The sequence below is a fragment of the Psychrobacter muriicola 2pS genome, from assembly GCF_904846535.1.
Classification (GTDB): Bacteria; Pseudomonadota; Gammaproteobacteria; order Pseudomonadales; family Moraxellaceae; genus Psychrobacter; species Psychrobacter aquimaris.
Map to the genome: position 1 here is coordinate 373439 of NZ_CAJHBC010000002.1, position 24857 is coordinate 398295.

A 24857-nucleotide genomic window follows, 5' to 3' on the forward strand; every position below is an offset into this window, starting at 1 on the left:
CCTCGTTCACCAGACTTGTAAAGTCAAGTTCGTGGTTCATGTTTAGATAAATGGTGCTCACCGATAAAATTGCAAGGCTTGTTGGCAAAGTCACACGCTTATCTGTGCAAAATAGTTATATCTATCCAAAGACCACGAGTCATGTAGTTATCCGTAATTTGACATAATACGTGATATTCAATGTATACAGAGCATAGGTAAAGAGTGCGTAGCTAATACCTATTGGGTTCTGTACGTAGGATTTATGTGCAAAATAAGGTAAACTGACGCGCGTCTTAAACGGTGGTTTAAGCATCAAGCGGTTTAGAGGCAAGGGTAATATCCGTCGTTCATAAGATATTAATAAGTCTTAATCAGGCTATAGCAGACAGAATAAGAGGCAATATATGACCATCAATGCGGTACTGCTGGCAGTCGTCATCATGCTAGGGCTGTCTTTGGCGCGTGTACACGTGGTACTCAGCTTGTTAATCGGGGCGCTGGCAGGCGGACTCATCGCTGGTTTGGGTATGACTGATACTTTGAACGCCTTTCAAGAAGGTATCCGTAATGGCGCACAAATTGCGCTGTCATATGCGCTGCTTGGGGCTTTTGCGGTGGCGATTGCGCATTCAGGATTGCCACAGTCACTGGCAGGGGCGGTGATCAAACGCATTGATGCGGGTGGTACGAGTGGAATGATTAAATACATGCTGTTTGCAGGCTTAATCACCATGAGCTGCTTTAGCCAAAACTTAATCCCTATTCATATTGCCTTTATTCCATTGCTAGTACCGCCATTATTGCTCGCTTTCAATCGCATGCACATCGATAGACGTTTAATTGCTTGTCTACTGACTTTTGGTCTTGTGACCACTTACATGTTTATTCCGTATGGCTTTGGCGATATTTATCTCAATCAAATCATGCTGAAAAACGTCGGTGAAGCAGGCATTGATATCAGTAACATCTCAGTCACCAAAGCCATGGCAATTCCGGCTTTGGGTATGTCTGTAGGCTTGCTCGTCGCCGTATTTATCAGTTACCGTAAACCGCGCCAGTATCAGCAGCTAGCAATTGATAAAGCTGCGCATGATGAAGTATTAGAGGGTGATGCGTTAAGCAAAACCGCGGCTAGTGCGCAAACACAAAGCAAGATGAAAACGTTGGTGGCGCTTGCCGCGATTGTGACGGCATTTGTGGTGCAGATGTATACCGACTCACTTTTGCTTGGCTCGATGTTTGGCTTTGGCGTCTTTATGGCAACGGGTGTCGTTAAATGGAGTGAAGCTGATACGGTCTTTAATGACGGTATCAAGCTGATGGCGATGATTGGCTTTATTATGATTACGGCGCAGGGCTTTGCCGAAGTTATGAAAGCGACTGAGCAGATTCAGCCCTTGGTTGATGGTGCCGCGTCATTATTTGCAGGTAATAAAGCGATAGCCGCATTTATTATGCTATTAATTGGTTTAATTGTGACGATGGGTATTGGCTCGTCTTTCTCGACCATTCCTATCTTGGCCGCGATTTATGTGCCGCTGTGTATCTCTTTAGGGTTTTCGCCATTGGCTACTGTGGCGATTATCGGTACGGCTGGCGCGCTGGGCGATGCGGGTTCACCTGCGTCAGATTCGACATTGGGGCCAACCTCGGGTCTAAACATCGATGGTCAGCACGACCACATTAAAGACAGTGTGGTGCCGACCTTCTTGCATTACAACATTCCACTATTGGCCTTTGGTTGGATAGCGGCGATGGTGCTTTAGTTAATGTTATAAATGGTTAAGTTTGATATAAAAGGCGGGTATAGCAACTATCATAAATAGTAACTATGCCCGCCTTTTTAATTTTTATTCATTGCTCAAACTGTCTGCATTTTTAATAATCTTCATCAAAATCTTTTATCTCACCATTCAAACTATTCAAAAACGCGTCACTTTGCGTGAGCAGTTTATTTAAGCGATCTTCATTGACGAGCCTTGTCATCTCCTCAGCGCTAAAGGGCTGTTCTTGACTGTAATAACGTAACTCTCTAGCGTCCTCGTTACCTAACGTTTGCAAATACTCTTCCACATTATCAGCGCTAGAATTTTTTTTATCAGATTTTTTATCATTATCTCTCATCAAAACCACCTTATGCCACTTGGCGTAATCAAGCCATCTAATGGCACATCCCACGGCTGACGCTCTAGTTGCTCGACCACTTGGAAGTCATAGCACCAGCCTATCTTTAATGGCTTTTTTGCACCTGACTGATAGCTGCTACCAAGCGTTGTATCATAGAATCCACCGCCCATACCCATACGGTTACCGTGTTTATCCACCGCCACTAGTGGACAGATAATCACGTCTAATTCTGCTGCCCATAATAATCTACGATGGTGATTTTGTTTCATGCCCAGACTGTGAATCCGCGTCGGTATATTGAGCAGCTTTGATTGATAAACGGGCACAAAGCGCAGGCGTTTATCATCATTTCCCAATGAACCAACCACAGGCAAATACGGAAAATAGCCTAAGCGTTTACACCAATCCAGCAGTAGCTGAGTAGGCAGTTCACCAAAGCCATCATAATATAAGCCAATGCGTGAATTTACTGGCAGCCGCTGCTGTAGCTTAGATAGGTGTAAACTTGCGGACTGAGCATATTGTCTACGTTCTCCATCACTTAATTGGCGGCGCTGGCGGGTAAATAGCCGTCTGGGCGGATTACTCACTGTAGATATCTGAGACTCAGAATTTTTTAACTCAGGATGCATAGATATACTATCCAATAATGTATTAAATTGATGATGGCTGTTGCTTTTAGAGAGCAGCAATGGCGATTTGTGAATATTCAACACGCCTTAGTCATGCTATCATAACGCCACTTTACAGCGTATTTTCCTTTATGTGCAGCGTGTGTTGCACTTTTTTCGAAGCAGCTATACAACAAACCATCAAAGAGGGTAGTTATGTCGACACAGAATCAGGCAACTCGTACCGAAAAAGATACTATGGGCAACGTGGAAGTCCCAGCTGACGCTTATTGGGGTGCGCAAACTCAGCGTAGCCGTGAGAACTTCAAAATCGGTGGTGAGACTTTGCCGCGTCCAATGATTGAAGCGATGGCATTGGTTAAAAAAGCCGCTGCGATTACCAATGCAAGCCTAGAGCGTATCGAAGGCGACAAGCGTGATCTAATCGTACAAGCCGCTGACGAAATCATCAATGGTGGTCTAACGGATCAGTTCCCATTGGTCGTATGGCAGACGGGTTCTGGTACGCAGTCAAACATGAACATGAACGAAGTGCTTGCCAACCGTGCTAACGAAATCGCTGGTTCTGAGCGCGGCAGCTACACGCCAATTCACCCAAATGACCATGTAAACCATGCTCAATCTACCAACGACAGCTTCCCAACGGCGATTCGTGTTGCCGCTGCTCGTGAAATCAATGGTTTATTGATTCCAGCGGTAAAAGCGCTACGCGATACGCTAGCTGCTAAAGCCAAAGAATTCGATAGCATCGTAAAAATCGGTCGTACGCATTTGCAAGACGCTACGCCTTTGACGTTAGGCCAAGAGTTTAGCGGCTATGTTAGCCAGCTTGACCATTCATTGACTCGTATTGACAACGCGCTACAAGGTCTATATGAGTTGCCACTAGGTGGTACTGCGGTTGGTACTGGTCTAAACGCCCATCCTGATTATGCAGTAAAATCAGCTGAGCAACTGTCAGCTTTGACTGGCTTGCCGTTTGTCACGTCACCAAACAAATTTGAAGCACTAGCCGCCCGTGATGCAGAAGTATTTGCGTCAGGCGCACTAAAAACGCTAGCGGGTAGCTTAAACAAAATCGCTAACGATGTACGCTGGTTGGCATCAGGTCCTCGTTGTGGTCTGGGCGAATTGACGATTCCTGAAAATGAGCCAGGCTCTTCTATCATGCCAGGTAAAGTTAACCCAACGCAGTCAGAAGCAATGACTATGGTGGTCGCTCAGGTCATGGGTAACGACACAACTATCAGTATGGCTGGCGCATCAGGTAACTTTGAGCTAAACGTGTATAAGCCAGTGATCGCCTTTAACTTGTTGCAATCTATCAAACTACTTGGCGATGCTTGCAACAGCTTCAACGAGAACTGTGCCGTTGGTATTGAGCCAGTAAAAGACAAAATCGATGACTTCTTGCACAACTCATTGATGCTAGTGACGTCATTGAACCGTCATGTTGGTTATGAAAATGCGGCAAAAATCGCTAAGACTGCTTATAAAGAAAACAAAACCTTGAAGCAAGTGGCGGTTGAGCTAGAGCTATTAACTGAAGCGCAGTTTGATGAGTGGGTTATTCCTGCTGATATGGTACATCCTAAGTAAGCAGTAGACCAAATAATGACCTGCTACGGCGTCAGACTCGCTTAATGTACGACAAGTACAATTTGCACTCGTCTTTCTGGTAGCAGCATCATATTTGTTCCAACGATTAGTTAGAAATAAAAAAGACAATAACCTAAATCGGAGTAAACAATGATTACCCATGTACCTGATATGACTTTTAAAACTCGTGTTCGTGATGACTCTATTGGAGGAGACAACCCATTCACATGGTATGATCTAACCACAGATGAGTTATTTGCCAATAAAAAAGTGGTTGTGTTTTCTCTGCCAGGTGCCTTTACGCCAACTTGTTCGACCAGCCATCTCCCTCGTTATGAAGCGCTTTATAATGAGTTTAAGGCATTAGGCGTAGATGAAATAGTTTGCATTTCTGTCAATGATGCATTCGTCATGTACCAATGGGGTCTAAAGCAAAACCGTGAAAACGTTTTCTTGCTTCCTGATGGTAATGGTGAGTTCACTCGTAAAATGGGCATGCTTGTTGATAAGAGTAATGTTGGCTTTGGTATGCGCTCATGGCGTTATTCGATGGTTGTCGACAATAAAGAAGTTAAAAAAGTGTTTAAGGAAGCTGACTTTGGCGACAACTGTCCAATAGACCCATTTGAAGTATCAGATGCAGACACTATGTTAGCGTATTTAAAAAGTAATGCTTAGATTCCATTAAGAAGTTAGAAATAAAAAATACTTTGTCACTTCTTATATGAGAATGTGGCAAGGTCTTTTTTTGTTCTTAATTTTTTAGAGCTAATCCTGCTTTTCGCTCATATCTGTCTTGCCGCTGGCGTGCAGACTAATGCGTCTGGTAGAGTTCCTGTTACCTTGATACCGCCACCAGCCACGCCTGCATAGCCACCAGCTAAGAAAGGATAACCGCTATAATCATTGCTAGCGGTGACATCTCGATTTATTTAGCTTATATTTAGCGTAGTTCAAATTATTCAATAACAATGCACTTCTTATTATTGATATCATCAGCAAATTTCTTGTATTTACCTTCTTTTATAATTCCTGTAACACCTTTATTTGGATAGTGAACTTTTATCTTATCATTTCGACCATATTGCTTTTGACTTAATATTTGAAATTTCATTATATCTATTTGATCAACTATAGATTTTAATCCTTCTTTATTAACAAGAGAAGTAGAGTCTTCTTTAAAATTTCCAATCAATGCAAGAGTTTTATTTGCATATTTTAGAGCTGATGACATACTCTTGTTTTCTTTATAAATAGAAGCTGTCCAAAAATAAATTAGAATAAATTCAGATTCAATTTCTTCTAAATAATTTTTATTAAATATTTCTTCGATGAGAATACAAAGTTGTAAAGCTTTAATGTCTTTGTTGTCTTCTCTTAATTCTTTGATAGCCTTAGCGAAAAAGTATATATCAACTCTTAAAATATCTTCAGTGTGACTAAGTAATTCTTTATATCTATAGAAATAATCATAAAATTTTATAGGATTATTAAAATATTTCATACAAATATAACGATAAATAGTCAGTAGATCAATAGGTAGTACATCCACTTCTTTATTTGTTTCGAGGAAGTAATCCAAATGATTTCTTTCAGAATTTTTGTGAATATCTATTGTAATTCTAGCTTTCGAAGTGTCAGCTACTAGATGTTCAGTAGAATAATCTAATAGCTTTTCATAAATTTCTAAGTGATTATTGTTGAAAGTTAGATCTAAATAATTTAATAAATGTGCATAAGTAAAATTACATGGGAAAATATCTTCATCTTTTAACTTCAATTCATTATCAATTATTGTATTAGCAATAACTTCTATAATACTATTATCTTCATTTAAATCAGATAAAGTATACAGTAAGAAATCTAAATATAGTTTTTCAGATATGTCAGAATATCCCATAGCAGTATTAATGCTACTTACAAACTGATTATTATCTCCCAATCCGTGATAGATTAGAGCCTTGAATGTAAAGATAGAGGTGTAAAGCTTATTAAGCTCTGATCCTTTTAAGTCATTGTCAATCTGCGATGAAGAATCGACAATCTTATTGTAGAGAGTTAAAGCTTGTTCAGGATCTTCTTCACGAATAATATTTGCATAATTAAATATAGCATTTCTTGAGGCAAAGTTCATTTCCTCAAGATTAATAAATTCTTTTAGGATATCTTTACCAGATTTAATATCACCATTTTTGATCAAACACATTCCTAAAAGTGATCTTGAGTTTTCTTTATAAGGGCTTTCATCATAAGGTTTTGAGAAATATGTAATTGCCTCGCCAATCTTATTGAGATGAAATAAAGAAAAACCTATATAGTAATTACAAATTTCAAGTTCATTGTTATTTGCTTCTGAGTTATCAAGATAATCAACCAGGTAGCTAACAGCATCCAAATACTTTTTATCTTCAATTAGTGATAAACCATAGCTAAAGTTACCCTGTGTTTCTCTATTTACAGATTGAATCCATTCTCCGGAAATAGATTTAGCAATGATAGGATTTTTTATTATGGGGTCCTTTTTAAGATCTGAGCTAATTATTCCATAAAGATAAAGTTTATTTCTAATCTCATCATTAAGCTCATCATAATTTTTTTTATGAATGTTTGATACAGCGTCTCTTACTTTCTTGTTAGACTTTATTAATTCTCTAATATGATCTACGGGAGCTATATCATAAGAAACTAAATATTTATCTTTAATTATCTTCGAAATCTTGACGTTGTCGATCAAATTTCCATCGATTATTTGAGCTTCAATATCAGCACATATATCGAACGTTAAACGAGGATTTCCATTAGTCCATTTATATATTTCTCTACTAATTTCATTATCTACTTCTAGCTCACTTTTCTGAATGAACGCTTCATGTTCTTCAAAAGTAAAGTCATCTAAGTATATTTTGTCGCCAATGTTGAAAGGTGATTTATTTCTGTCTTTTATTAGTTCTGTTGGCTCAATAACACCTGATAAAATATAAGTTAGCCTTTCAAAGACTGGGAAATTAGTTCGTGAAAAATAATTACTTCTTATTTGAGCAAATATGTTATCTGAGTATTCAGCACCTCTTAGAGCGTCAATCTCATCAAGAACAATGACTAAATCACCTTGAAAATAATTCAATATTTCCCTTAATGAACGAGAATACTCTTTATGAGCTTGTAACTGCATATCTCTAATATTATGAATTTTAATCTCAATAGACTCAAATAACTCTTCATTTGGTTCTAGAATACAATCGATAATATTTCGATAGCAATCTTTCTCATGATCAAAGGAGTTCGATAAATCAACGTAAACAAACAATCTATCTTTGCTCTCCAGTGTTCTTTTTGCATGAAATAATAGATTTGTTTTACCCATTTGTCTTGCAACTAGGACATATCCTGGCCTTTGCATATCGTTAATGATTTCTTCTAATTGCTTATCCGCAGCTCTCTTTACGTATAGATGTTCTGGAATTGTAGTGTACTTTTTAAGTATCTTATTCATTTATACTATCTCTTTTAAGGTCTTTTCAATTAATACCAAAATAGCTTGTTCATTTTTATCTTCAGATAGGACTACTTTACGAAAAATATTTTTCAAAATTCTAGGTGAGTTTTGACAACTATCTAGAATATGTATTTTTGAATCAGGTAATTCAATGCTTAACGCATGTGAAATGACATCATACAAACTGTCGATATTAGTAGTCCAGTTGTCACAACAGATATATTCGAAAAACTCACTCGCTTTTGATTTGTTAATAAAAAAGTTGCTTGGTTCATCTATTGTTGAGATAACAAACTTGAGAGAATCATCATCGGATTTATTGGTGAAGTGGTTAACTAGCTTAGTCAAATCATTAACAACATCAGTCGCTAATATCTTACTTGAAATAGATAGTTCATCAATCACAATAACAATTTTTGATTTAGGTACTCTGCAAAGCATCGTTGATATTTGCTTAATAAGGTTTGCTTGATCAACTTGCCTTAAGATATCTAACTTGTCCTCTAAAGTTGATAAGATTTCTTCTAGAACATCATTAGAGGTTTTAATGCTGATAGGGCTTAAATCACAATAATAATAAGTAATACCTTGCTGAATTAAATTCCTATTTACTAAAGCAGTTTTGCCCATACCAGACTTACCAAATAGCCAGATGTTACTTAGCTCAAGATAACTTACAAAATGGTTATCACACTCTCTATTTATATAGTAGTCTTCATTTTTTTCATTGTAATTATTAAATAGTACGAGCTTAGAACTTGCACATTTTGGAACTTGAATAATAGAAGGACTTTGACCACAGATTGCTTTATGTATTTCATCAACTTTACTATTTGTTGACTCTATTCTAAGCGAGTCTTCCATCTTGAATATAAGGTTATATAAGTTGTGTTCTCTAAACAAGTCTATCAACTCATTTCCATTTTTTAAGGATATGAAACTCTCGTCTTTATTTAGAACTTGAATACTTTTTTGTCTCCATTTGAACCACCAACTATTTTCATCGATATCTATAACTCTTGGAACGCATAAAATCCACTCCTTTAGCTCATATTTATCAGACATGCTAGCAGTATCAAAAGATTTTCTAATTTGAGATTTTTGCGAATTTCCAAATGTCTCTAAGAAAAACTTGCATTGAATTACAGTAATTGGTTCAACACCAAGATTACCTATAAATATATCAATACCACCATCACCTTGCTTAACAGCAACTTGACTTACATTTTTATCAGAATGGATTTTTCTAAATAAAGTTTCACAAGCATTCTCAAAAGCTTCTCGTGCACCCGCGATATTACTGTGTAAGCTTTTAAAGTCTTGCCAATCTTTATTCATTATTTGTGTACCAATTAATTACGATTTTTTATTGCGAGGGAATTATATATTTTAGTGATTATATACTAAAAAAAGACCTTACCACATTACGTGACAAGGTCTTTTTATTAACCAAAATCCAAGCTCAATTAGAACTTATACAGCAAACCAAGCGTCGAGGTTGACTCAGTACGTGAGTCGACCATTGGGCTATCGTATTGCTCATTTGGTACATAACTCACGCTTTGATTGGCAAACAATGCCCAGCGCTCATTGAAATCATAGTTGGCACTAATGTTAACGTAAGGGTTCAAGCTCGAATTAGATTTATAAGCGGCAACGCCTGTCTCCGCTGACTCTTTTTCACTGACGCCATAATAGTATTCATTGTAGTCAGCATCATTATATTCAAAGCCAATGCTTGGATAGACCGTTAGCTTATCCTTAGTAATTCTAGCAAGATACGTCAAGCGAGCTGTGTTACCACCGCTACGGTCAAGCACGTCAGTACCTATCTGAGCGCGAAAGCCGCCGATAGGGGTGCGGCGTTGATAGCTCAAACCAGCTTCTGCTGATGGCTTACGTTCATCAAGACCTTGAAGTGCGCCATTGGCATCATCAGGATCAAACTCGCTGCCTGCAAGCTTGGCATAGGCAGACAACTGATTGACCCCATCATTGATCGCGTAGACACCCGCTTGAGCGCCGCGCACATAGACTCTATTGTTGTCATAAAACGCGCCTGGCAACACACGTACATCGAGGCTATCTTCCATATCGTAGGCTGAGTTGACGGCTATGACGTTGACGCCTACGCTTAATACGGCGTCTTGGTCAGTAGGTAAATTGTCCTTAAAAAGTGCAGCATTGGACATACTGGTGATGCTAAATAGCGCAGTAGCCGTTAATGCGCTAAGCATGGCGCGCGTAGGAATATGAGGTAGCGCTACAGGTTTAAACATAATAGTGTCTCGTGAATGGATGAAATAGTTGGGGCAATTGTATCGCAAGAAGCGAGTAGGGAAAACCAAGCCAATAAGTTGTTATCATGAACTGTTTAGCAATGATAAATAACTATGAAGGTTTACTCAATGGTTTTTAATACTTGTAGTATTTGATCATGAATATCTTGCCACCACCAGACAAAGCCAATACTAATCAGCAGCATCACTAGCCATGGTAGTAATTGCCAAATAAGGATAGATTTAGTCGGTGTTTTTTGTTCACTAAGGTGGCTGTGATTAGCATGAGTATTGACGTGTGAGTTTACAGCAGAGTCGGGGTGGAGACTGCTGTTATTGTCAAAACCGACATCATTATTAAAGTGCTCATTATTAGCAGAAGAATCAGTATCGCTGCTTGCTGGAAAATTGATATAAGTTGTCTGATAGCGGTCTTTATAAGTAGCTGGGTTAGGCATATTCTGTAACGCTATTGTCATACGCTGACGGTAGGCGACTGCGAACGCCAGTGCAATCACTAAGCCAGTCACCGCGCCGCCGATATGCCCTGCATTATCGATACCCGGTACGGCGAAACCATAAACAAGGTTGATGCCCATGATAAATATCAAGCTTTTAAGATTGAGTACCATCCCATTGACCGATATTTTAAACAGCGCTGCTATTAATAATGCCGCGCCGATACCCATGATGCCACCTGACGCCCCAGCCGATAGACCCGGTTGACCAGTTCCTTCTAAAATACTGTGCCACGTGACATAGTTATTCAGTAAGTTGCCCCCGATCGCCGCTAGTAAAAACAATGCCAAAAACTTGGCTGAGCCAAACATCGGCTCAGCAATTTGCCCAAAGAAATACATGGCAAATCCATTAAACAATAAATGCATCAAGCCAATGTGTAAAAAGGCACTGCTGACCAAGCGCCACGGCTCATCACCCATGGTAAACGGCAATGCATTGGCACCCCATTTTAAGAGTGCCTCAGTCGATGGGTTATTGGCATCGACGCCTGTCAGTACCTGCATGATGAATAACCCAATAAAGCTGATTAATAGCAAAGTAGTGACAGGGGCTGTTTTTAATAATTGTTGAATGGTCATAAAGGCGAGATATCATTAGAATATTATAAATAGAGTATAAAGGGTATGGTCAAATAATGTCATACATCTGCATGACATTATGATTTAAGGAGTAGTGCTCTGAATAGTGGATAGTTTTAACGACATTTTTAACGATTGGTAACTTTGAGGTTTTCGTAAGTCCCTTTCACCAAGATATCAGTGGTGACATTATTGATATCGGTATGACCACAGAACGCCATGGATATGTCACATTCTTTATGGATGATTTCTAGCGCACGGCGTACGCCATCTTCGCCATAAGCGCCCAATCCATACAGAAAGGAGCGACCAATCATCGTGCCTTTCGCGCCAAGCGCAATGGCTTTTAGCACATCCTGACCGGAGCGAATGCCGCTGTCTAACCACACCTCGATGTCGCTATTTTCAGCATGCACCGCTTGTACGATGTCGGATAGCGCCGAGATGGAAGAGAGGGCACCATCTAATTGACGACCACCGTGGTTTGAGACGACCAGCGCATCGGCGCCGCTACGAGCAGCCATAATGGCATCTTCAGGTTCCATGATACCTTTAATAATTAATTTGCCGCCCCACATATCTTTGATACGTGCCACGTCATCCCAGCTCAAGCGCGGATCAAACTGCTCCTCCGTCCAAGCGGTCAGTGAGGACAAGTCCTCGACCCCTTTTGCATGACCGACGATATTACCAAACGTGCGTCTCTTGGTGCCGAGCATATTTAGGCACCATTGGGGTTTGGTCATCAAGTTGACGATATTGGCAAGTGTAGGTTTAGGCGGTGCAGACAAGCCGTTTTTGATGTCCTTATGGCGCTGTCCCAGCACTTGTAAATCCGCGGTGAGGATCAATGCCGAACAATTGGCCTCTTTTGCCCGCTGAATCAAATTGGCCACATAGTCATGATCGCGCATCACATATAGCTGAAACCAAAAGGGCTTGCTGGTATGGGTGGCGATATCTTCGATAGAGCAGATACTCATGGTCGATAACGAAAACGGCACGCCGAATTTTTCTGCTGCCCGCGCGGCATGAATCTCGCCGTCCGCCCACATCATGCCGGTAAAGCCAGTGGGCGCGATGGCGACGGGCATTTTTACCTCTTCACCAATCATCTGGGTTGCCAGACTGCGATTGTCCATATCTACCAATACGCGCTGGCGTAATTTGATACGGTCAAAGTCGGTTTCATTGCTACGATAAGTTGTCTCAGTCCATGAGCCTGAATCGACATAATCATAAAACATACGCGGTACTTTACGTTCGGCGACGCGGCGCAGGTCTTCAATTTCAGTAATTTTGCTCAAATTTTTCATGAGGTCTTCCCTGATGCTTATTTGGTAACCGTTCATTAATTATGATGTTGTTGTCATTAATGTTCTGTCGTTGGTTATTGAAGGATACTATCTTAACCGTGAAATAAAACTGACGCTATCACAATTAATATAATAGCGTCAATTTGAGTCATTATTGTGGATGCATAGGGTTAAACTAGTTCACTAGTATAGCTGGCTCATGCTAAGTAACGGCTTTTTTACTCGTTATTGCCATAATTCCAAAAAATGCGATTGGCCAAATAATAGCCAAAATCCACCACCACATATGACCGAAAATAATACCCATACCGATTAGTCCTGCCTGAATAACATAGTATGTCATTGCTACTAAGGTTTTGCGAATAACATAGCCTTCTTTATCCATCAGACCAACCACCGCGCAAGCAGCAACGACGTTATGTACCGCAATCATATTACCAGCTGCACCGCCGACCGCTTGTAGTGCTACTACTTGTGCAGCAAGGTTGGTATCAAAGCCAATTTGACTGGCGGTTGACCACTGAAAGTAAGAGAACATCATATTACTGACGGTATTTGAGCCTGCAATGAACGCTCCCATCGCGCCAATCCAAGGAGACACGAGTGGCCATGCGTTTTGAAAGGCCTCTGCGGCACTTTCAGCCAGTAAGATGGGCATAGCAGGTAGCGAATTCGCGACTTCAGCAGCTGACCCAGAGTTGATGAACACTTGTACCATAGGTACCGAAAACAGTAGGGCTGGGGCAGCGGCTACCATGGTTGTTGCAGAACTACTCCAACTACGTTTTACAGCTTGTCCATTCATTTTGAACAACAAGATACAGATTAAGGAAGCAATAATTAGAATAGTGCCTGGAGAGTAGGCAAGTTGTACTTTACTTGAAATAGTTGTACCAAAAAGATTGGTAAATTCTATAGTGGTCAAATCTCCAGTCAAGAATGCTTTAAGCGGTGCAATGACTCGAGTGATGATTAATAGGCCAATAACGATGAGATAAGGAGAAAATGCCCGAACTAGAGAAAATCTTGGTGCAATGGAATCATCAAACTTTTCTTCAGGTAATGAGCCAAGCCAGTCTTTATCCCATTTAGCACGTGGTGCAAAATCGAAAATCTCTTTAGGCATTAAAAAGCCGCGCTTTGCTGCAGGAAGCACAATCATGAGACCAATAAAACCGCCAACCAAGGATGGGAATTCAGGACCTAGATATTTAGCGACTAAAAAATAAGGAATGGTAAAGCTGAGACCGGCAAATATCGCAAAAGGCCATACTTTGAGCCCTTCAACGAAGGAACGATTTTTCCCGAAGAATCGGGTCAAAAACCCACTCAAAAGTAACGGAATTAAAAAACCCACCAGTGCATGTATCAGACCGATGTTACCTGCAATTTGTAATAGATAGTTTTCAGTTGAGAGCGGCGCAATCGCTTGGGTTATGTCTTCCTTATCATTGATACCGGTCCAAACGCCCAGTAATACTGGGGTACCAACGGCACCAAATGATACGGGCGTCGACTGAATAATTAACACAGCCATGACCGAGGCCATCGCTGGGAAACCTAAAGCGAGCAACAACGGTGCACCGATAGCAGAAGGCGTACCAAATCCTGATGAGCCTTCTACCATCGAGCAGAATAACCAGGCCACAATGATGACTTGAATGCGTCTATCGGGTGATATATCCATAAAGCCTTTACGGATAGCGACAATAGCACCGCCTTCCTTTAAAGTATTGAGCAATAAAATAGCCGCAAATACAATAAATAAAAGCGTGAGTGCGACGATGATACCGTTTACGGTAGCGGCTGCGACTTGGGCACCACTGGCTTGCCAAACGAACAATGCTAATAGCGCAGTTACTAAATATGCAACGCCCATAGAAATCTTGGCAGGAAGCCGCAACATTACAAGCAAAACTAGGACTACTAGAATAGGCGCTAAGGCCAAAAAAGTGTACATAATGAACCATCCTTGGTATATGTAGTTGAAGTTATCTTTGAAATATCATTAAAGGATACTTCTCTTTTCTTTATCAGTATTAAGCCAAAAGAAGCCCGTAGTTTTCTTGGTAATGCGGGCGTCATCCAAATGGCGGTAAAAAACCTATTTTAGAAATTAGCTGATGCCTTGTATCTTTTGTTAAAGTAGCTAAGAGTTGATTATGATTGTCATTTATAATCGAATAAACTCATCATAGTTGGTTTTATTGTGGATCTAACAATTCGATCCAGTGCTTGACTGGAACGGACGCATGACTGCCTAGATGCAATTGGCATCCGACGTTGGCCGTCACAATCTGATCTGGGTTATCGATGGTAAGGTCGATGATTTTATTTGTGAGTAGTTGCTGGCTCAGCTTAGGTTGAAGGAGTGAGTAGGTGCCAGCAGAGCCGCAGCATAAATGTCCGTTTTGGGTTTTAGAGAGCTCAACCCCAGCGCGTTGTAATATTTGCTCAACGTAACCGCCTAACTGTTGAGCATGTTGTAGCGAGCATGGGCAGTGGACAGCGGTCTTGCGACTCGTCTGTTTTACTACCAAATTCTCCAAATCCTCTTTGATTAAAATCTCGCTTAGGTCTCGGGTCAGCGCACTGATGCTCTTGGCTTTAGCCGCATAAGCATCGTCATGTTTGAGTTTTTCGCCGTACTCTTTAACCATCGAGCCGCAGCCTGAGGCACTGATGACAATGGCTTCAGCCCCAGCGTCGATATATGGCCACCACGCATCGATATTGCGCCGCATGAACGCAAGCCCTTCTTCATGAGATGGTAGGTGATAGCTCACAGCGCCGCAACATCCAGCATCTGGCGCAGCGATTAAACTGATGCCTAGTTTATCAAGTACTCGGGCGGCGGCATTGTTGGTGTTGGGGGTAGCAGAAGGTTGGGCGCAGCCCTCTAGCACCAGCATCTGACGCGAGTGTTGCTGTGAGGGTCGCGGACGGGTGATTTGCTTAACAGGAACTTGGGCTTTTAAGTCGTGTGGCAAAAAGGAGCGAAACAGTTGCCCGAGTCGTAAAAGAAACCCAAATCGGTACGGATAGGGTAATATCTTTCTGATAAGCCAACGTTTGAGTCTTTGATCGGCAGGTCGCGATATCTGTTCTTCCATAATATCGCGGCCGATTTCAGCCAAGCGGCCATATTTAACCCCAGAAGGGCAAGTGGTCTCGCAGCTACGACAAGTCAAACAGCGGTCTAAATGAAGTTGGGATTTTTCGCTGACATCACCGGTTTCAAGCATTTGTTTTAATAAGTAAATACGACCGCGAGGGCCGTCACGCTCATCGCCAAGCTCTTGATACGTGGGACATGTGGCATTACAGAATCCACAGTGAACGCAAGTGCGCAAAATATCGTCGGCTTCTTGAATATCTGGATGATCCAAATATTTTACATTGATTTGAGTTCGCATTATGACTTCCTTGTCATCGAGCCAATTTACATCCAGCTATATAAACGATTGGGATTGAAAACACAATTCGGATCGAAGGCGTGTTTGAGGCGCTGATGGAGCTTTTGGAGCGCCTCAGACTGAGTATGAAAGACTTCCTGACTCCTGTCACCACCGCGATAAAGGCTAACCTGACCGCCTGCGGCCTCAGCGAGCGCTTCTAATTTGTCCGCGGTAAAGTCGCCACGAAGCCAGCGCTGCGCACCTCCCCAATCAATCAGCCAATCTTCATCTGGTAGCATGTGCGCGGCGCTACTTTTTACAGAAAATCGCCACAATGAGGACGCGTCTAAGAAATAATCCAATTGCTGCTCACGAAGCGTGGACCAAAACGCATCTGTATCTTCTAATGCCGCGCCTTGCCACTGTTTGACGGTACTCTCTACAGCACTTCGTGCGCCTGCCAAGCGCAAATACAAATGATTGTCAAACCAGCAAGCCCCCGTCAAGGGTTTGGATTGTCCTGAGAGACGATTCATGGTATCAATTGCCGTTGCAGCATCCATCTCCTGCTTGATAGTAACAGTGGTGGCAGGTTTAGGCATGACTTTTAGACTGACTTCAGTAATAATACCCAAAGTGCCCATAGCACCTGCTTGCATCCGTGAGACATCATAACCAGCGACGTTTTTCATCACCTGACCGCCAAAGAGCAGCTCTTCTGCGAGGCCATTAATGAGACGAATGCCTAAAACATGGTCTCTTATTGAGCCGCTCCAAGGTCTTGCTGGGCCTGATAAGTGGCACGCCATTGTGCCGCCCAAGGTTGCTTGCCCGTTAAATGTCGGTGGCTCAAATGCTAAGCACTGATTATGTTCGGCCAAGGCGTTGCTAATCTCATTAATTGGGGTTCCAGCACGGGCAGTCAGCACCAATTCGATCGGCTCATAACTGAGAATGCCTTTGTGCTCGCTAAGATTGATGGGTTCGCCTATTGGCTCACGTCCCATAAACTGCTTGCTGCCCCCGCCCATGATTTGTAGTGCTGTGCCGTCATGGCTGGCTTGTCTTACCCGCGCAATCAGCTCTTGACTGATGTCTGTCATACCAGATCTCCTTGCTGTGGTTGAGAATCATGGCTGTGTTGCGGTCTGTTAAGGGTACGGTACTCTTGACAACGCTTGAGCACGGGAATACCTTTACCCGGATTTAACGTACCAATTGGGTCAAAGGCGTGCTTGATTGCATGAAATTGTGTCAGCTCTTGATCGTTAAACTGAATCGTCATTTGGCGGATTTTTTCGACCCCAACCCCATGCTCACCAGTTATGCAGCCGCCCACTTTGACGCAAAGTTCTAAAATACGGCTGCCAAACTCTTCAGTGCGCTCAAGCTCTCCTGGTACATTGGCATCGAATAAGATAAGCGGGTGCAAATTGCCGTCCCCAGCATGAAACACGTTGGCGACGCGTAGACCGTATTGATCTGAGAGTTTTTGCATTTCTGTTAGGACGTGGGCAAGTTGGCTACGCGGAATGGTGCCATCCATGCAGTAGTAGTCAGGGGATATTCGTCCGACAGCGGGGAACGCCGATTTTCGACCTTTCCACAATAAGGTGCGTTCCGCCTCACTTTGCGAGACACGTGTTGTGGTTGCGCCAAGCTCGATAAACAGCTGCTCAACCTCTGCAATCTGCTCTTGAACTTCCGCCTCACTACCATCTAACTCACACAGCAGCAAAGCTTGGGCATCAGTTGGGTAGCCTGCATGAGCAAATGCTTCGGCGGCTATAATGGCGGGGCTGTCCATCATCTCAAGTCCGGCTGGAATAATACCTTTGGCAATCACGCCACCAACCGCGTCCCCTGCTGTCTGAACGTTATCAAAAGCGGCCATAATGACCTGAGCCTTTTCAGGGCTAGGTAGCAGCTTGACCGTCACTTCAGTAATCACCCCAAGTAGACCCTCAGAGCCGGTAATCAGAGCCATCAAATCAAAGCCGTTGCTATCAAGACCTTCACTACCAATAGTAATGAGATCTCCTTCGACTGTGACCATTTCAACTTTTAATAAGTTATGAGTAGTAAGACCATATTTGAGACAATGGACGCCGCCTGAGTTTTCGGCGACGTTGCCACCGATGGAGCACGCAATCTGTGAAGAAGGGTCTGGGCCATAGTACAAGCCGTATTGACTTGCCGCTTCACTAATAGCAAGGTTACGGACACCTGGCTGCAAACGCGCGCTACGGGCAAGCGGATCAATATCAAGGATATGTTTAAATCGCGACAACACTAATAAGATGCCATCAGGATTGGGCATCGCGCCTGCACACAAACCAGTACCGGCACCACGTGCCACTACAGGGATTTGATAGCGATAACAGATTCGCATTACCTCGCAAACCTGCTCAACGGTTTTTGGGAGCACCGTAATGAACGGCATATCGCAATACACCGATAAACCATCACACTCAAAAGGCTTTTGAGTCTCCTCATCATTGATCACGTATTGAGGCTCAATAAAATCGCGAAACAACTCTACTAGAGTAGCTTTGTCAGGTCTTAAGCTCTGATTCATGGTGGCATTCCTTTGCTCACTAAATTGTCGACACTCACTGCATTATTATACAGACGACCTTAAGCTTATAATAAAAAGGGAAAGATTAGCTATCAATATATTGGCTAAAACCGAATAAAGTGATGGGTAATGTTTTGAATTAGAAGGAATAAAGCTTGTTCACGGCTGTGTTGAATAAGCGAGCAGCGTTGGCAGAGTTACAATAAACGCTGTAAATCCATGACTGAAAATGGATAGTTTAATCGTTTTGATGGTGTCAAAATCACCGGAATAGTGGTGGCAAATTCCATCATCAGTGTTTCGTCGAAATTAGCGATATCGACCTGTTTATAAGCAATCGGCTGTACGGCTTGAAACTGAGTCAGCAGTTGCGCTGCGATGTCACATAAATGACAGCCAGACGTCCCAAGTAGCCACCATTTATCGCTATTTTCAGCATCCCCTAGATTGGGATTTGCGGCAACCATACGTTCCCGTAACACTTTTATATTATCATCATCGTACATATTTATTCTCTTGTCTTAATACGTGTCGCAAAGTGATGGTTTTTAAGGCTTCGACTAGCAGTATGAATACTGCCTGACCTTTTTCACTTAAACTCTATGACATGATAAAGAAGTAGGGTAAATAATGACAGCGATTGTGAGATTAGGTAAGATGACATGCTGTTTTTAATTACTGACTCTTCACCTCATCTTATCTTATTACCTTTTCACTCACTTGGATATCGCGCATGGCAAGTTTTGGCAAATTTTTCAAACGTCTATTGATGGCAATCATGCTGTTGGTCGTCGCATTTCATGTGTTAGTCGCTGGGCTACTATTAATTTGGAAAACGCAGCCGATTAATAACAGCATGTTTATGCTGACTCATCGTTTGACCGGCGGTACTGTCACCCAGACTTGGGCTGAATATGATGCCATCGCAAAATCTGCCAAACAAGCCGCGATAGTGAGTGAGGATTCGACGTTTAGTCAGCACAATGGTTTTGATTTCAAAGGCATCGAGGCGGCACGTAAGAAAAATGAAGAGACCGGTAAGATGTCAGCTGGTGGCTCGACGATTACCCAGCAGCTAGCAAAAAACTTATTTTTGACCTCGCATCGCTCGTATGTTCGTAAAATTGAGGAAGCGATTATCACTGTCATGATTGAAACATTATGGGACAAGCAACGTATCTTGACCGCTTACCTCAATGTGGCAGAGTTTGGCAATGGTATTTATGGCATCGAAGCGGCAGCTCAACACTACTTTGATAAGTCTGCGGCCAAGCTGAATCGTGATGAATCAGCCTTACTTATTGCTATGTTGACCAATCCAAAATATTACGAAGACAATCAGGGTGATAGACGCTTACGCAATAAGCAACGTATTATCAAAAAGCGCATGAACAATGCGGTGTTGCCACAGTCGGCTTAATAGATTGCACCTACCAATTTGTAAAAAATAGAGCCATGTTTTTGAGTGGTAGTTTCAAGTGATAGTTTCGAATAGTAGTAATGGGTGAAGAAAGAAGCGTGATACATTTTTTAGTGGACAAGCGATTATAAAAGACAATTGGTATTGAAGATGATGGCGTATCGATAAGGCAAAGGAGTAGTGACGTGACGGATGTGAATAATAAGCAGGACACTGATATCAATAATACGGTGACAGCAGTTGATAATAAAAGCCATACAGAGAGTAGCAATGACAATTTAACTCAGGTTGCATGGCAACGTTCAGAAGACGGCAGCTATTCACCCAGCAGTTATATCAATCGCGACTTGTCTTTATTGCAGTTTCATTTGCGTGTCTTAGCGCAGGCGGCAAGCCCTCGTCATCCGCTACTTGAGCGCTTATTTTTCTTGATTATCTTTTCATCAAATATCGATGAATTTTTTGAGATCCGTGTCGCAGGCATTATGCAAAAGCTCAATATTGGTGATGTCTCGACCAGTGCTCATGGCATGCGTCCCAGTGAAGTGCTCAATGAGATATCTACAATAACGCACGATGCCATCGCTGAGCAGTATCGTATTCTCAATGAAGATATCTTGCCAGCACTGGCGCTTGAGGATATCCGTTATCTAAAACGCGATGAGTTAAATGCTGAGCAGTCGGCATGGATGAAGCGCTACTTCACTGAGCAAGTATCGCCAGTGTTGACACCGATTAGCATCGATCCGGCGCATCCATTTCCGCGTTTGGTCAATAAGAGCTTAAACTTTATCGCTACTTTAGAAGGTAAAGATGCCTTTGGTCGTGATATCAATTTAGCGATTGTGCCCGCACCGCGCAGTTTGCCGCGCGTGATTCGTCTGCCTGATGAGCTAACAGGTGGCAAAGAACATCACGTCATGCTCTCAGCTATTATTCATGAGCATATCGGTGAGCTATTCCCTGGGATGAATGTGACAGGCTGCCATCAGTTTAGACTGACGCGCAATGCGGATTTAGATTTGGCTGATGATGTTGAAGATATTGCTAAGGCTCTGGAGGGCGAGCTAGAAAACCGCCGCTTCGGTGATAAGGTGCGTCTTGAAGTCACCACCGACTGTCCAACGCCTATCAGTGACTATTTGCTCAATGAGTTTGAGCTGCACGACAATCAGTTGTACCGCGTCAATGGTCCTGTCAACTTAACGCGTTTATTATTCGATTTTAATATTCCAGCACTGCGTTATCAGCCTTTTACCCATGTGGTGCCAAAAGAGTTCCGCCGCGAGATGGATAAGCTGGACAAAGCCACCAGTATGTTTGCCGCCATGCGTAAAAGTGATGTGCTGGTGCACCATCCTTTTCATGCATTTTCACCGATTATTAATCTGCTTTGGCAAGCGGCGAGCGATCCAAAAGTGTTAGCGATTAAGCAGACATTGTACCGCTCAGGTACCAATTCCGAAATCGTTAAAGCACTGGCTGCTGCTGCTCGTAATGGTAAAGAAGTCACGGCCGTTATCGAGCTGCGTGCGCGTTTCGATGAAGCCTCTAATATCGCCGTCGCCAATTATTTGCAAGAAGCGGGTGCGGTCGTTGTTTACGGGATTGTTGGCTATAAAACCCACGCCAAGCTGATGCTCATTGTGCGCCGTGAGGATGATAGAATCCGCCGCTATGTGCATTTAGGTACGGGTAACTATCATGCTGCCAACGCCAAAGTTTATACTGACTATGGTTTATTTAGCGCAGATCCTGATATCTCAGAGGATGTACATAATATCTTTCAAGAGCTGACGGGGATGGGTAAGCCTGCCAATCTCAAAAAGCTACTGCATGCACCTTTTACCTTGCATGAGAAGTTGATGCGCTTTATCGATGATGAGATTGCTCATGCAAAAGCAGGCAAGCGCGCCCATATTATCGTTAAGGTTAATGCCTTAACCGAACGTCGATTGATTGGCAAGTTATATGATGCCTCGCAAGCAGGCGTCAAAATAGAACTCATTTTACGCTCTATGTGTTGTTTGCGTCCGCAAGTAAAAGGTCTGTCAGAAAATATTACCGTACGATCTGTTATCGGGCGTTTTTTAGAGCATACCCGTGTTTATTATTTCTATAATAATGGCGACGAACGTTTATATTGTGGTAGTGCAGACTGGATGGATCGTAATTTATTCCATCGTGTCGAAGTGGCGTTTCCAATCGAAGATAAAAAACTGTTTGAACAGGTATATCAAGACGGTTTACTTAATTACCTGAAAGACAATACCCAAGCGTGGAAACTTAATGGTGATGGTGTTTGGCAACAGCTACAACCAGCTGCAGGTGAAACGCCGCATATCGCCCAAGAGTATTTATTAAAAGTGATTAACGGCGTTGGAGCATCAGTCTAGCTCAATATTTTAACGACGTTTTTATAGCGGTAAAGGCGTCTGCATGATCCATAAAAACCAAGTAATAAAAACCCAAGCGTAGATGACTCTCTACGCTTGGGTTTTTATTTGGGCAAACGTTCTGCATAAGTTACAAACTGTCTTGTAACCTCACATTTATTCACATATTGATACGGCAGCACACTGGTGCAGCCCTTTATCTCATCCCTATAATCAAGGTCAGCCCCAATGCTATTGGTCAACTGATTTCATCGTTTAATAAAAAGACAGCATTCTAGTAATTTAAGCACAATTGATAGCATTACTATAAAAAGTAGAAACTGTCTAAATCAACGAATTATAAAAATAGGAAGCAATCATGAGCAATACCAATAATGACACATCAGATATCAAAAAAGCTGCTGAACACGCAGATAGTCAAAAAATTGCGCAAAACCTTCAAGATAATAAAGTGGTCGATGCGCCTGAAGCATTAAGTAAAGACGAGCAGACCTCTTTTATTGAAAATGATTTGCGTACAGATAAATAGCATGCCACATAAATGCTTGAATGAACATATTTTACATACTGACGTGAGGGATGCGCTATGACTGCCACCAACGAATTGAATAATGAACAAAAATTACAGGTCAATGATAAGCCAGCATTACATCCAGATCATACAAAAGACAGTTACGAAGGTCGTAAGCACGAACCTAATATCGATGGTCCACAACAAGAGTCGCAAGAAACTGACGAGATATATGTCGATCCTCGTAAAGAAGAGAATCTACCAGCTGGTGGCAAGAACGTTGCAGATTTGAATGCCTATGATTTGAGCCAAGAAGACAATGAATAGCATTAAATTGATTGATGCCTAGGTTGGATATTCAGTCAGATTAATAATCTGCTAAACCGCTGTCAAAAAACTAAGCAGTTGCTAAAACATGAATAATAAGGATATAGCCATGCAAACCAATGATCCAGCACTCACCAAGATACAAATCAGTGAAACTGAAAACCTTCTTAATAGCCGCGATTCGGATGATAATTTTCCCAGTAACGATCTCTCTCATGAGCATAGTGAGGTTGATAGTGGTATTGAAAAGAAGATCACTGAAAACAAAGGAACAGATACCTTTGAAGAAGGCGTCGTCAATTCAGAGCATGTGAACGATAATGATAATCCAGCACGTCAGCCTGATCGTCGAGACCAAGAAGGTAATGCCTTTGATGATGGCGTAAATGAGCATACGATGGTTAGCGAGACGTCCAAAAGCGAAGGTATTACCAATATGAATCGTTATGCAAACGTCGATAATGCCCAAACACGGGTATTAAATCCTGACGAAAAAGACTAATAACTTTTTATAAAAAATTGATTAAATATAAATTTTACTCTATTCATAGAATGACTACTTTAATAAGGAATGATGATGAGTACGCCAGATGACAAGGTCGTCAGCCAAAGCCATAAGTTAAGAGATGCGAACGACAATAATGGTATCGTACCCGCTGATGCGTTACAAAAAGTCAATCCAGCAGCGGCAGAAAGGACAACTGATGATCACGATCCTCATAATGTCGCTAAAGATAATAAACAATACGACAGCACATTAATGAAAGATGATAAATAACCATTCATTTTGAGATAACAAAACTCAAACATCGAACTAAAAGTAAAGTAACGGATTAGAGTATGGAACTCGGTCAGTTACTTCGCTTTTTTACTGTATAAAACGATGTCTAATCGCGTGGATTTAAGCAGGGGTGCCGCTATGAAAACGTAGCTCATGATCTGGGCTAGAGATCAATTCGGCTTCTACTTCTTTAAAAAATGCGACGCGCTCATCAATATTGTCCTCAGATAGTGATTGAGCCAAGGCTAAATAATCCTCAAAGTGACGACTCTCTGACTTCAGTAAGTAGCGATAATACTTTGCCAAACGCTCGTCGTCGATGACTTCAGCAAGCGCGGCAAAACGTTCACAAGAGCGCGCTTCGATAAATGCGCCGATTATCAATACATCAACCATCGCTGCTGGCTCATAAGTACGTTTGTGTTTTAACATACCTTTGGCATAACGTCCGGCACTAAGATATTTCCATGCCTGACCACGGTCATTCATGATACCTAAGACCTGCTCATAATGAAGCATTTCCTCACGTATCAATTGCGCCAATTTACGCTGCAAATCATAAGAAAACTCATAGCGGAATATGAGATTCATGGCGGTGCCAGCGGCCTTTTTTTCGCAATTGGCATGATCTTGAATGATCAGCGGTACATTCGCAATAGCCGCATCAACCCAAGCTTGCGTCGTGCGCGCACCCAAAAAATTATAAACAGCAGATAGGTCAACCTTGATCGGGGTGCGTAGCTTTGCGATATCGACATCGTCCTCTTCGATATCGTCTTTCACTATAAGATGTTCTTCTATACTGCTGTCGTTCATGACCTTGTCATTACTGTTCTTGATTGTCATATCTTCTTTATTCATAGTCTTTGCCATAATCGAACGCTTAAAATGTCTTTTTCAAATATTAAATAGATA

22 protein-coding genes are annotated in these 24857 nt (G+C 42.0%); 9 read left to right on the top strand and 13 right to left on the bottom strand.

Annotation, left to right across the window (positions count from 1 at the left end; translation table 11 throughout):
• The first annotated feature begins 386 nt into the window (after nt 1-386).
• Nucleotides 387-1748 (top strand): Na+/H+ antiporter family protein, encoded by a 1362-nt coding sequence (locus JMX93_RS04010; protein ID WP_499203924.1) that lies wholly within the window; start codon nt 387-389, stop codon nt 1746-1748.
• A gap of 112 nt (nt 1749-1860) precedes the next feature.
• On the opposite strand, the gene JMX93_RS04015 is transcribed toward JMX93_RS04010, so the two are convergent.
• Nucleotides 1861-2106 (bottom strand): hypothetical protein, encoded by a 246-nt coding sequence (locus JMX93_RS04015; protein ID WP_499203925.1) that lies wholly within the window; start codon nt 2104-2106, stop codon nt 1861-1863.
• Complete coding sequence (locus JMX93_RS04020; protein WP_499203926.1) at nt 2106-2741, bottom strand: 5-formyltetrahydrofolate cyclo-ligase; 636 nt, start codon at nt 2739-2741, stop codon at nt 2106-2108. The genes JMX93_RS04015 and JMX93_RS04020 overlap by 1 nt, the downstream gene beginning before the upstream one ends.
• A 195-nt stretch (nt 2742-2936) precedes the next feature.
• Between JMX93_RS04020 and fumC the strand changes: the two genes are divergently transcribed.
• Complete coding sequence (fumC, locus tag JMX93_RS04025; protein WP_499203927.1) at nt 2937-4340, top strand: class II fumarate hydratase; 1404 nt, start codon at nt 2937-2939, stop codon at nt 4338-4340.
• Nucleotides 4341-4490: 150 nt separating this feature from the next.
• Complete coding sequence (locus JMX93_RS04030; RefSeq protein ID WP_201591835.1) at nt 4491-5018, top strand: peroxiredoxin; 528 nt, start codon at nt 4491-4493, stop codon at nt 5016-5018.
• Nucleotides 5019-5298: 280 nt separating this feature from the next.
• Here JMX93_RS04030 and JMX93_RS04035 read toward each other — a convergent pair whose 3' ends face one another.
• The 10 genes from JMX93_RS04035 to JMX93_RS04080 form a co-directional block, all read right to left on the bottom strand.
• On the bottom strand, nt 5299-7833 hold the full coding sequence (locus tag JMX93_RS04035; RefSeq protein ID WP_499203928.1) for an AAA-like domain-containing protein: 2535 nt from the start codon (nt 7831-7833) through the stop codon (nt 5299-5301).
• On the bottom strand, nt 7834-9174 hold the full coding sequence (locus JMX93_RS04040; protein WP_499203929.1) for an AAA family ATPase: 1341 nt from the start codon (nt 9172-9174) through the stop codon (nt 7834-7836).
• Between the two features lie 128 nt (nt 9175-9302).
• Complete coding sequence (locus JMX93_RS04045) at nt 9303-10115, bottom strand: MipA/OmpV family protein (RefSeq protein WP_499203930.1); 813 nt, start codon at nt 10113-10115, stop codon at nt 9303-9305.
• 122 nt (nt 10116-10237) lie between these two features.
• Nucleotides 10238-11215, bottom strand: coding sequence for a rhomboid family intramembrane serine protease (locus JMX93_RS04050; protein ID WP_499203931.1), 978 nt, complete (start codon nt 11213-11215; stop codon nt 10238-10240).
• A 128-nt stretch (nt 11216-11343) separates the two neighbouring features.
• A complete protein-coding gene (locus JMX93_RS04055) occupies nt 11344-12531 on the bottom strand; it encodes an alpha-hydroxy acid oxidase (RefSeq protein ID WP_499203932.1) in 1188 nt (395 codons plus the stop codon).
• A 202-nt stretch (nt 12532-12733) separates the two neighbouring features.
• Nucleotides 12734-14491: an L-lactate permease gene (locus JMX93_RS04060; protein ID WP_499203933.1), complete on the bottom strand. Its 1758-nt coding sequence runs from the start codon at nt 14489-14491 to the stop codon at nt 12734-12736.
• A 244-nt stretch (nt 14492-14735) separates the two neighbouring features.
• Nucleotides 14736-15947, bottom strand: a complete 1212-nt coding sequence (gene glcF, locus JMX93_RS04065) for a glycolate oxidase subunit GlcF (RefSeq protein ID WP_499203934.1) — start codon at nt 15945-15947, stop codon at nt 14736-14738.
• A gap of 26 nt (nt 15948-15973) precedes the next feature.
• Nucleotides 15974-17032, bottom strand: a complete 1059-nt coding sequence (glcE, locus tag JMX93_RS04070; protein ID WP_499203935.1) for a glycolate oxidase subunit GlcE — start codon at nt 17030-17032, stop codon at nt 15974-15976.
• Nucleotides 17029-18507, bottom strand: a complete 1479-nt coding sequence (locus JMX93_RS04075) for an FAD-linked oxidase C-terminal domain-containing protein (RefSeq protein WP_499203936.1) — start codon at nt 18505-18507, stop codon at nt 17029-17031. The genes glcE and JMX93_RS04075 overlap by 4 nt, the downstream gene beginning before the upstream one ends.
• A gap of 197 nt (nt 18508-18704) precedes the next feature.
• Nucleotides 18705-19013 carry a glutaredoxin family protein gene (locus tag JMX93_RS04080; RefSeq protein ID WP_499203937.1) on the bottom strand — a complete coding sequence of 103 codons (309 nt, stop codon included), beginning with the start codon at nt 19011-19013 and terminating at the stop codon, nt 18705-18707.
• A gap of 227 nt (nt 19014-19240) precedes the next feature.
• Here JMX93_RS04080 and mtgA point away from each other — a divergent pair, with 227 nt between their 5' ends.
• The 6 genes from mtgA to JMX93_RS04110 all read left to right on the top strand — a co-directional run bounded on the left by mtgA (nt 19241) and on the right by JMX93_RS04110 (nt 23939).
• Nucleotides 19241-19927 (top strand): monofunctional biosynthetic peptidoglycan transglycosylase, encoded by a 687-nt coding sequence (gene mtgA, locus JMX93_RS04085; RefSeq protein ID WP_443558346.1) that lies wholly within the window; start codon nt 19241-19243, stop codon nt 19925-19927.
• 185 nt (nt 19928-20112) lie between these two features.
• Entirely contained in the window at nt 20113-22323 is a 2211-nt protein-coding gene (gene ppk1 / locus JMX93_RS04090) for a polyphosphate kinase 1 (RefSeq protein WP_499203938.1), read from the top strand.
• A 358-nt stretch (nt 22324-22681) separates the two neighbouring features.
• Nucleotides 22682-22852 carry a hypothetical protein gene (locus JMX93_RS04095; RefSeq protein ID WP_443215728.1) on the top strand — a complete coding sequence of 57 codons (171 nt, stop codon included), beginning with the start codon at nt 22682-22684 and terminating at the stop codon, nt 22850-22852.
• Nucleotides 22853-22909: 57 nt separating this feature from the next.
• Complete coding sequence (locus JMX93_RS04100; RefSeq protein WP_443215729.1) at nt 22910-23161, top strand: hypothetical protein; 252 nt, start codon at nt 22910-22912, stop codon at nt 23159-23161.
• Nucleotides 23162-23270: 109 nt separating this feature from the next.
• Entirely contained in the window at nt 23271-23663 is a 393-nt protein-coding gene (locus JMX93_RS04105) for a hypothetical protein (RefSeq protein WP_499203939.1), read from the top strand.
• 75 nt (nt 23664-23738) lie between these two features.
• Entirely contained in the window at nt 23739-23939 is a 201-nt protein-coding gene (locus JMX93_RS04110; RefSeq protein WP_426138325.1) for a hypothetical protein, read from the top strand.
• 123 nt (nt 23940-24062) lie between these two features.
• Here JMX93_RS04110 and JMX93_RS04115 read toward each other — a convergent pair whose 3' ends face one another.
• A complete protein-coding gene (locus JMX93_RS04115) occupies nt 24063-24758 on the bottom strand; it encodes a MiaE family protein (RefSeq protein ID WP_443215740.1) in 696 nt (231 codons plus the stop codon).
• Nucleotides 24759-24857: the final 99 nt, after the last annotated feature.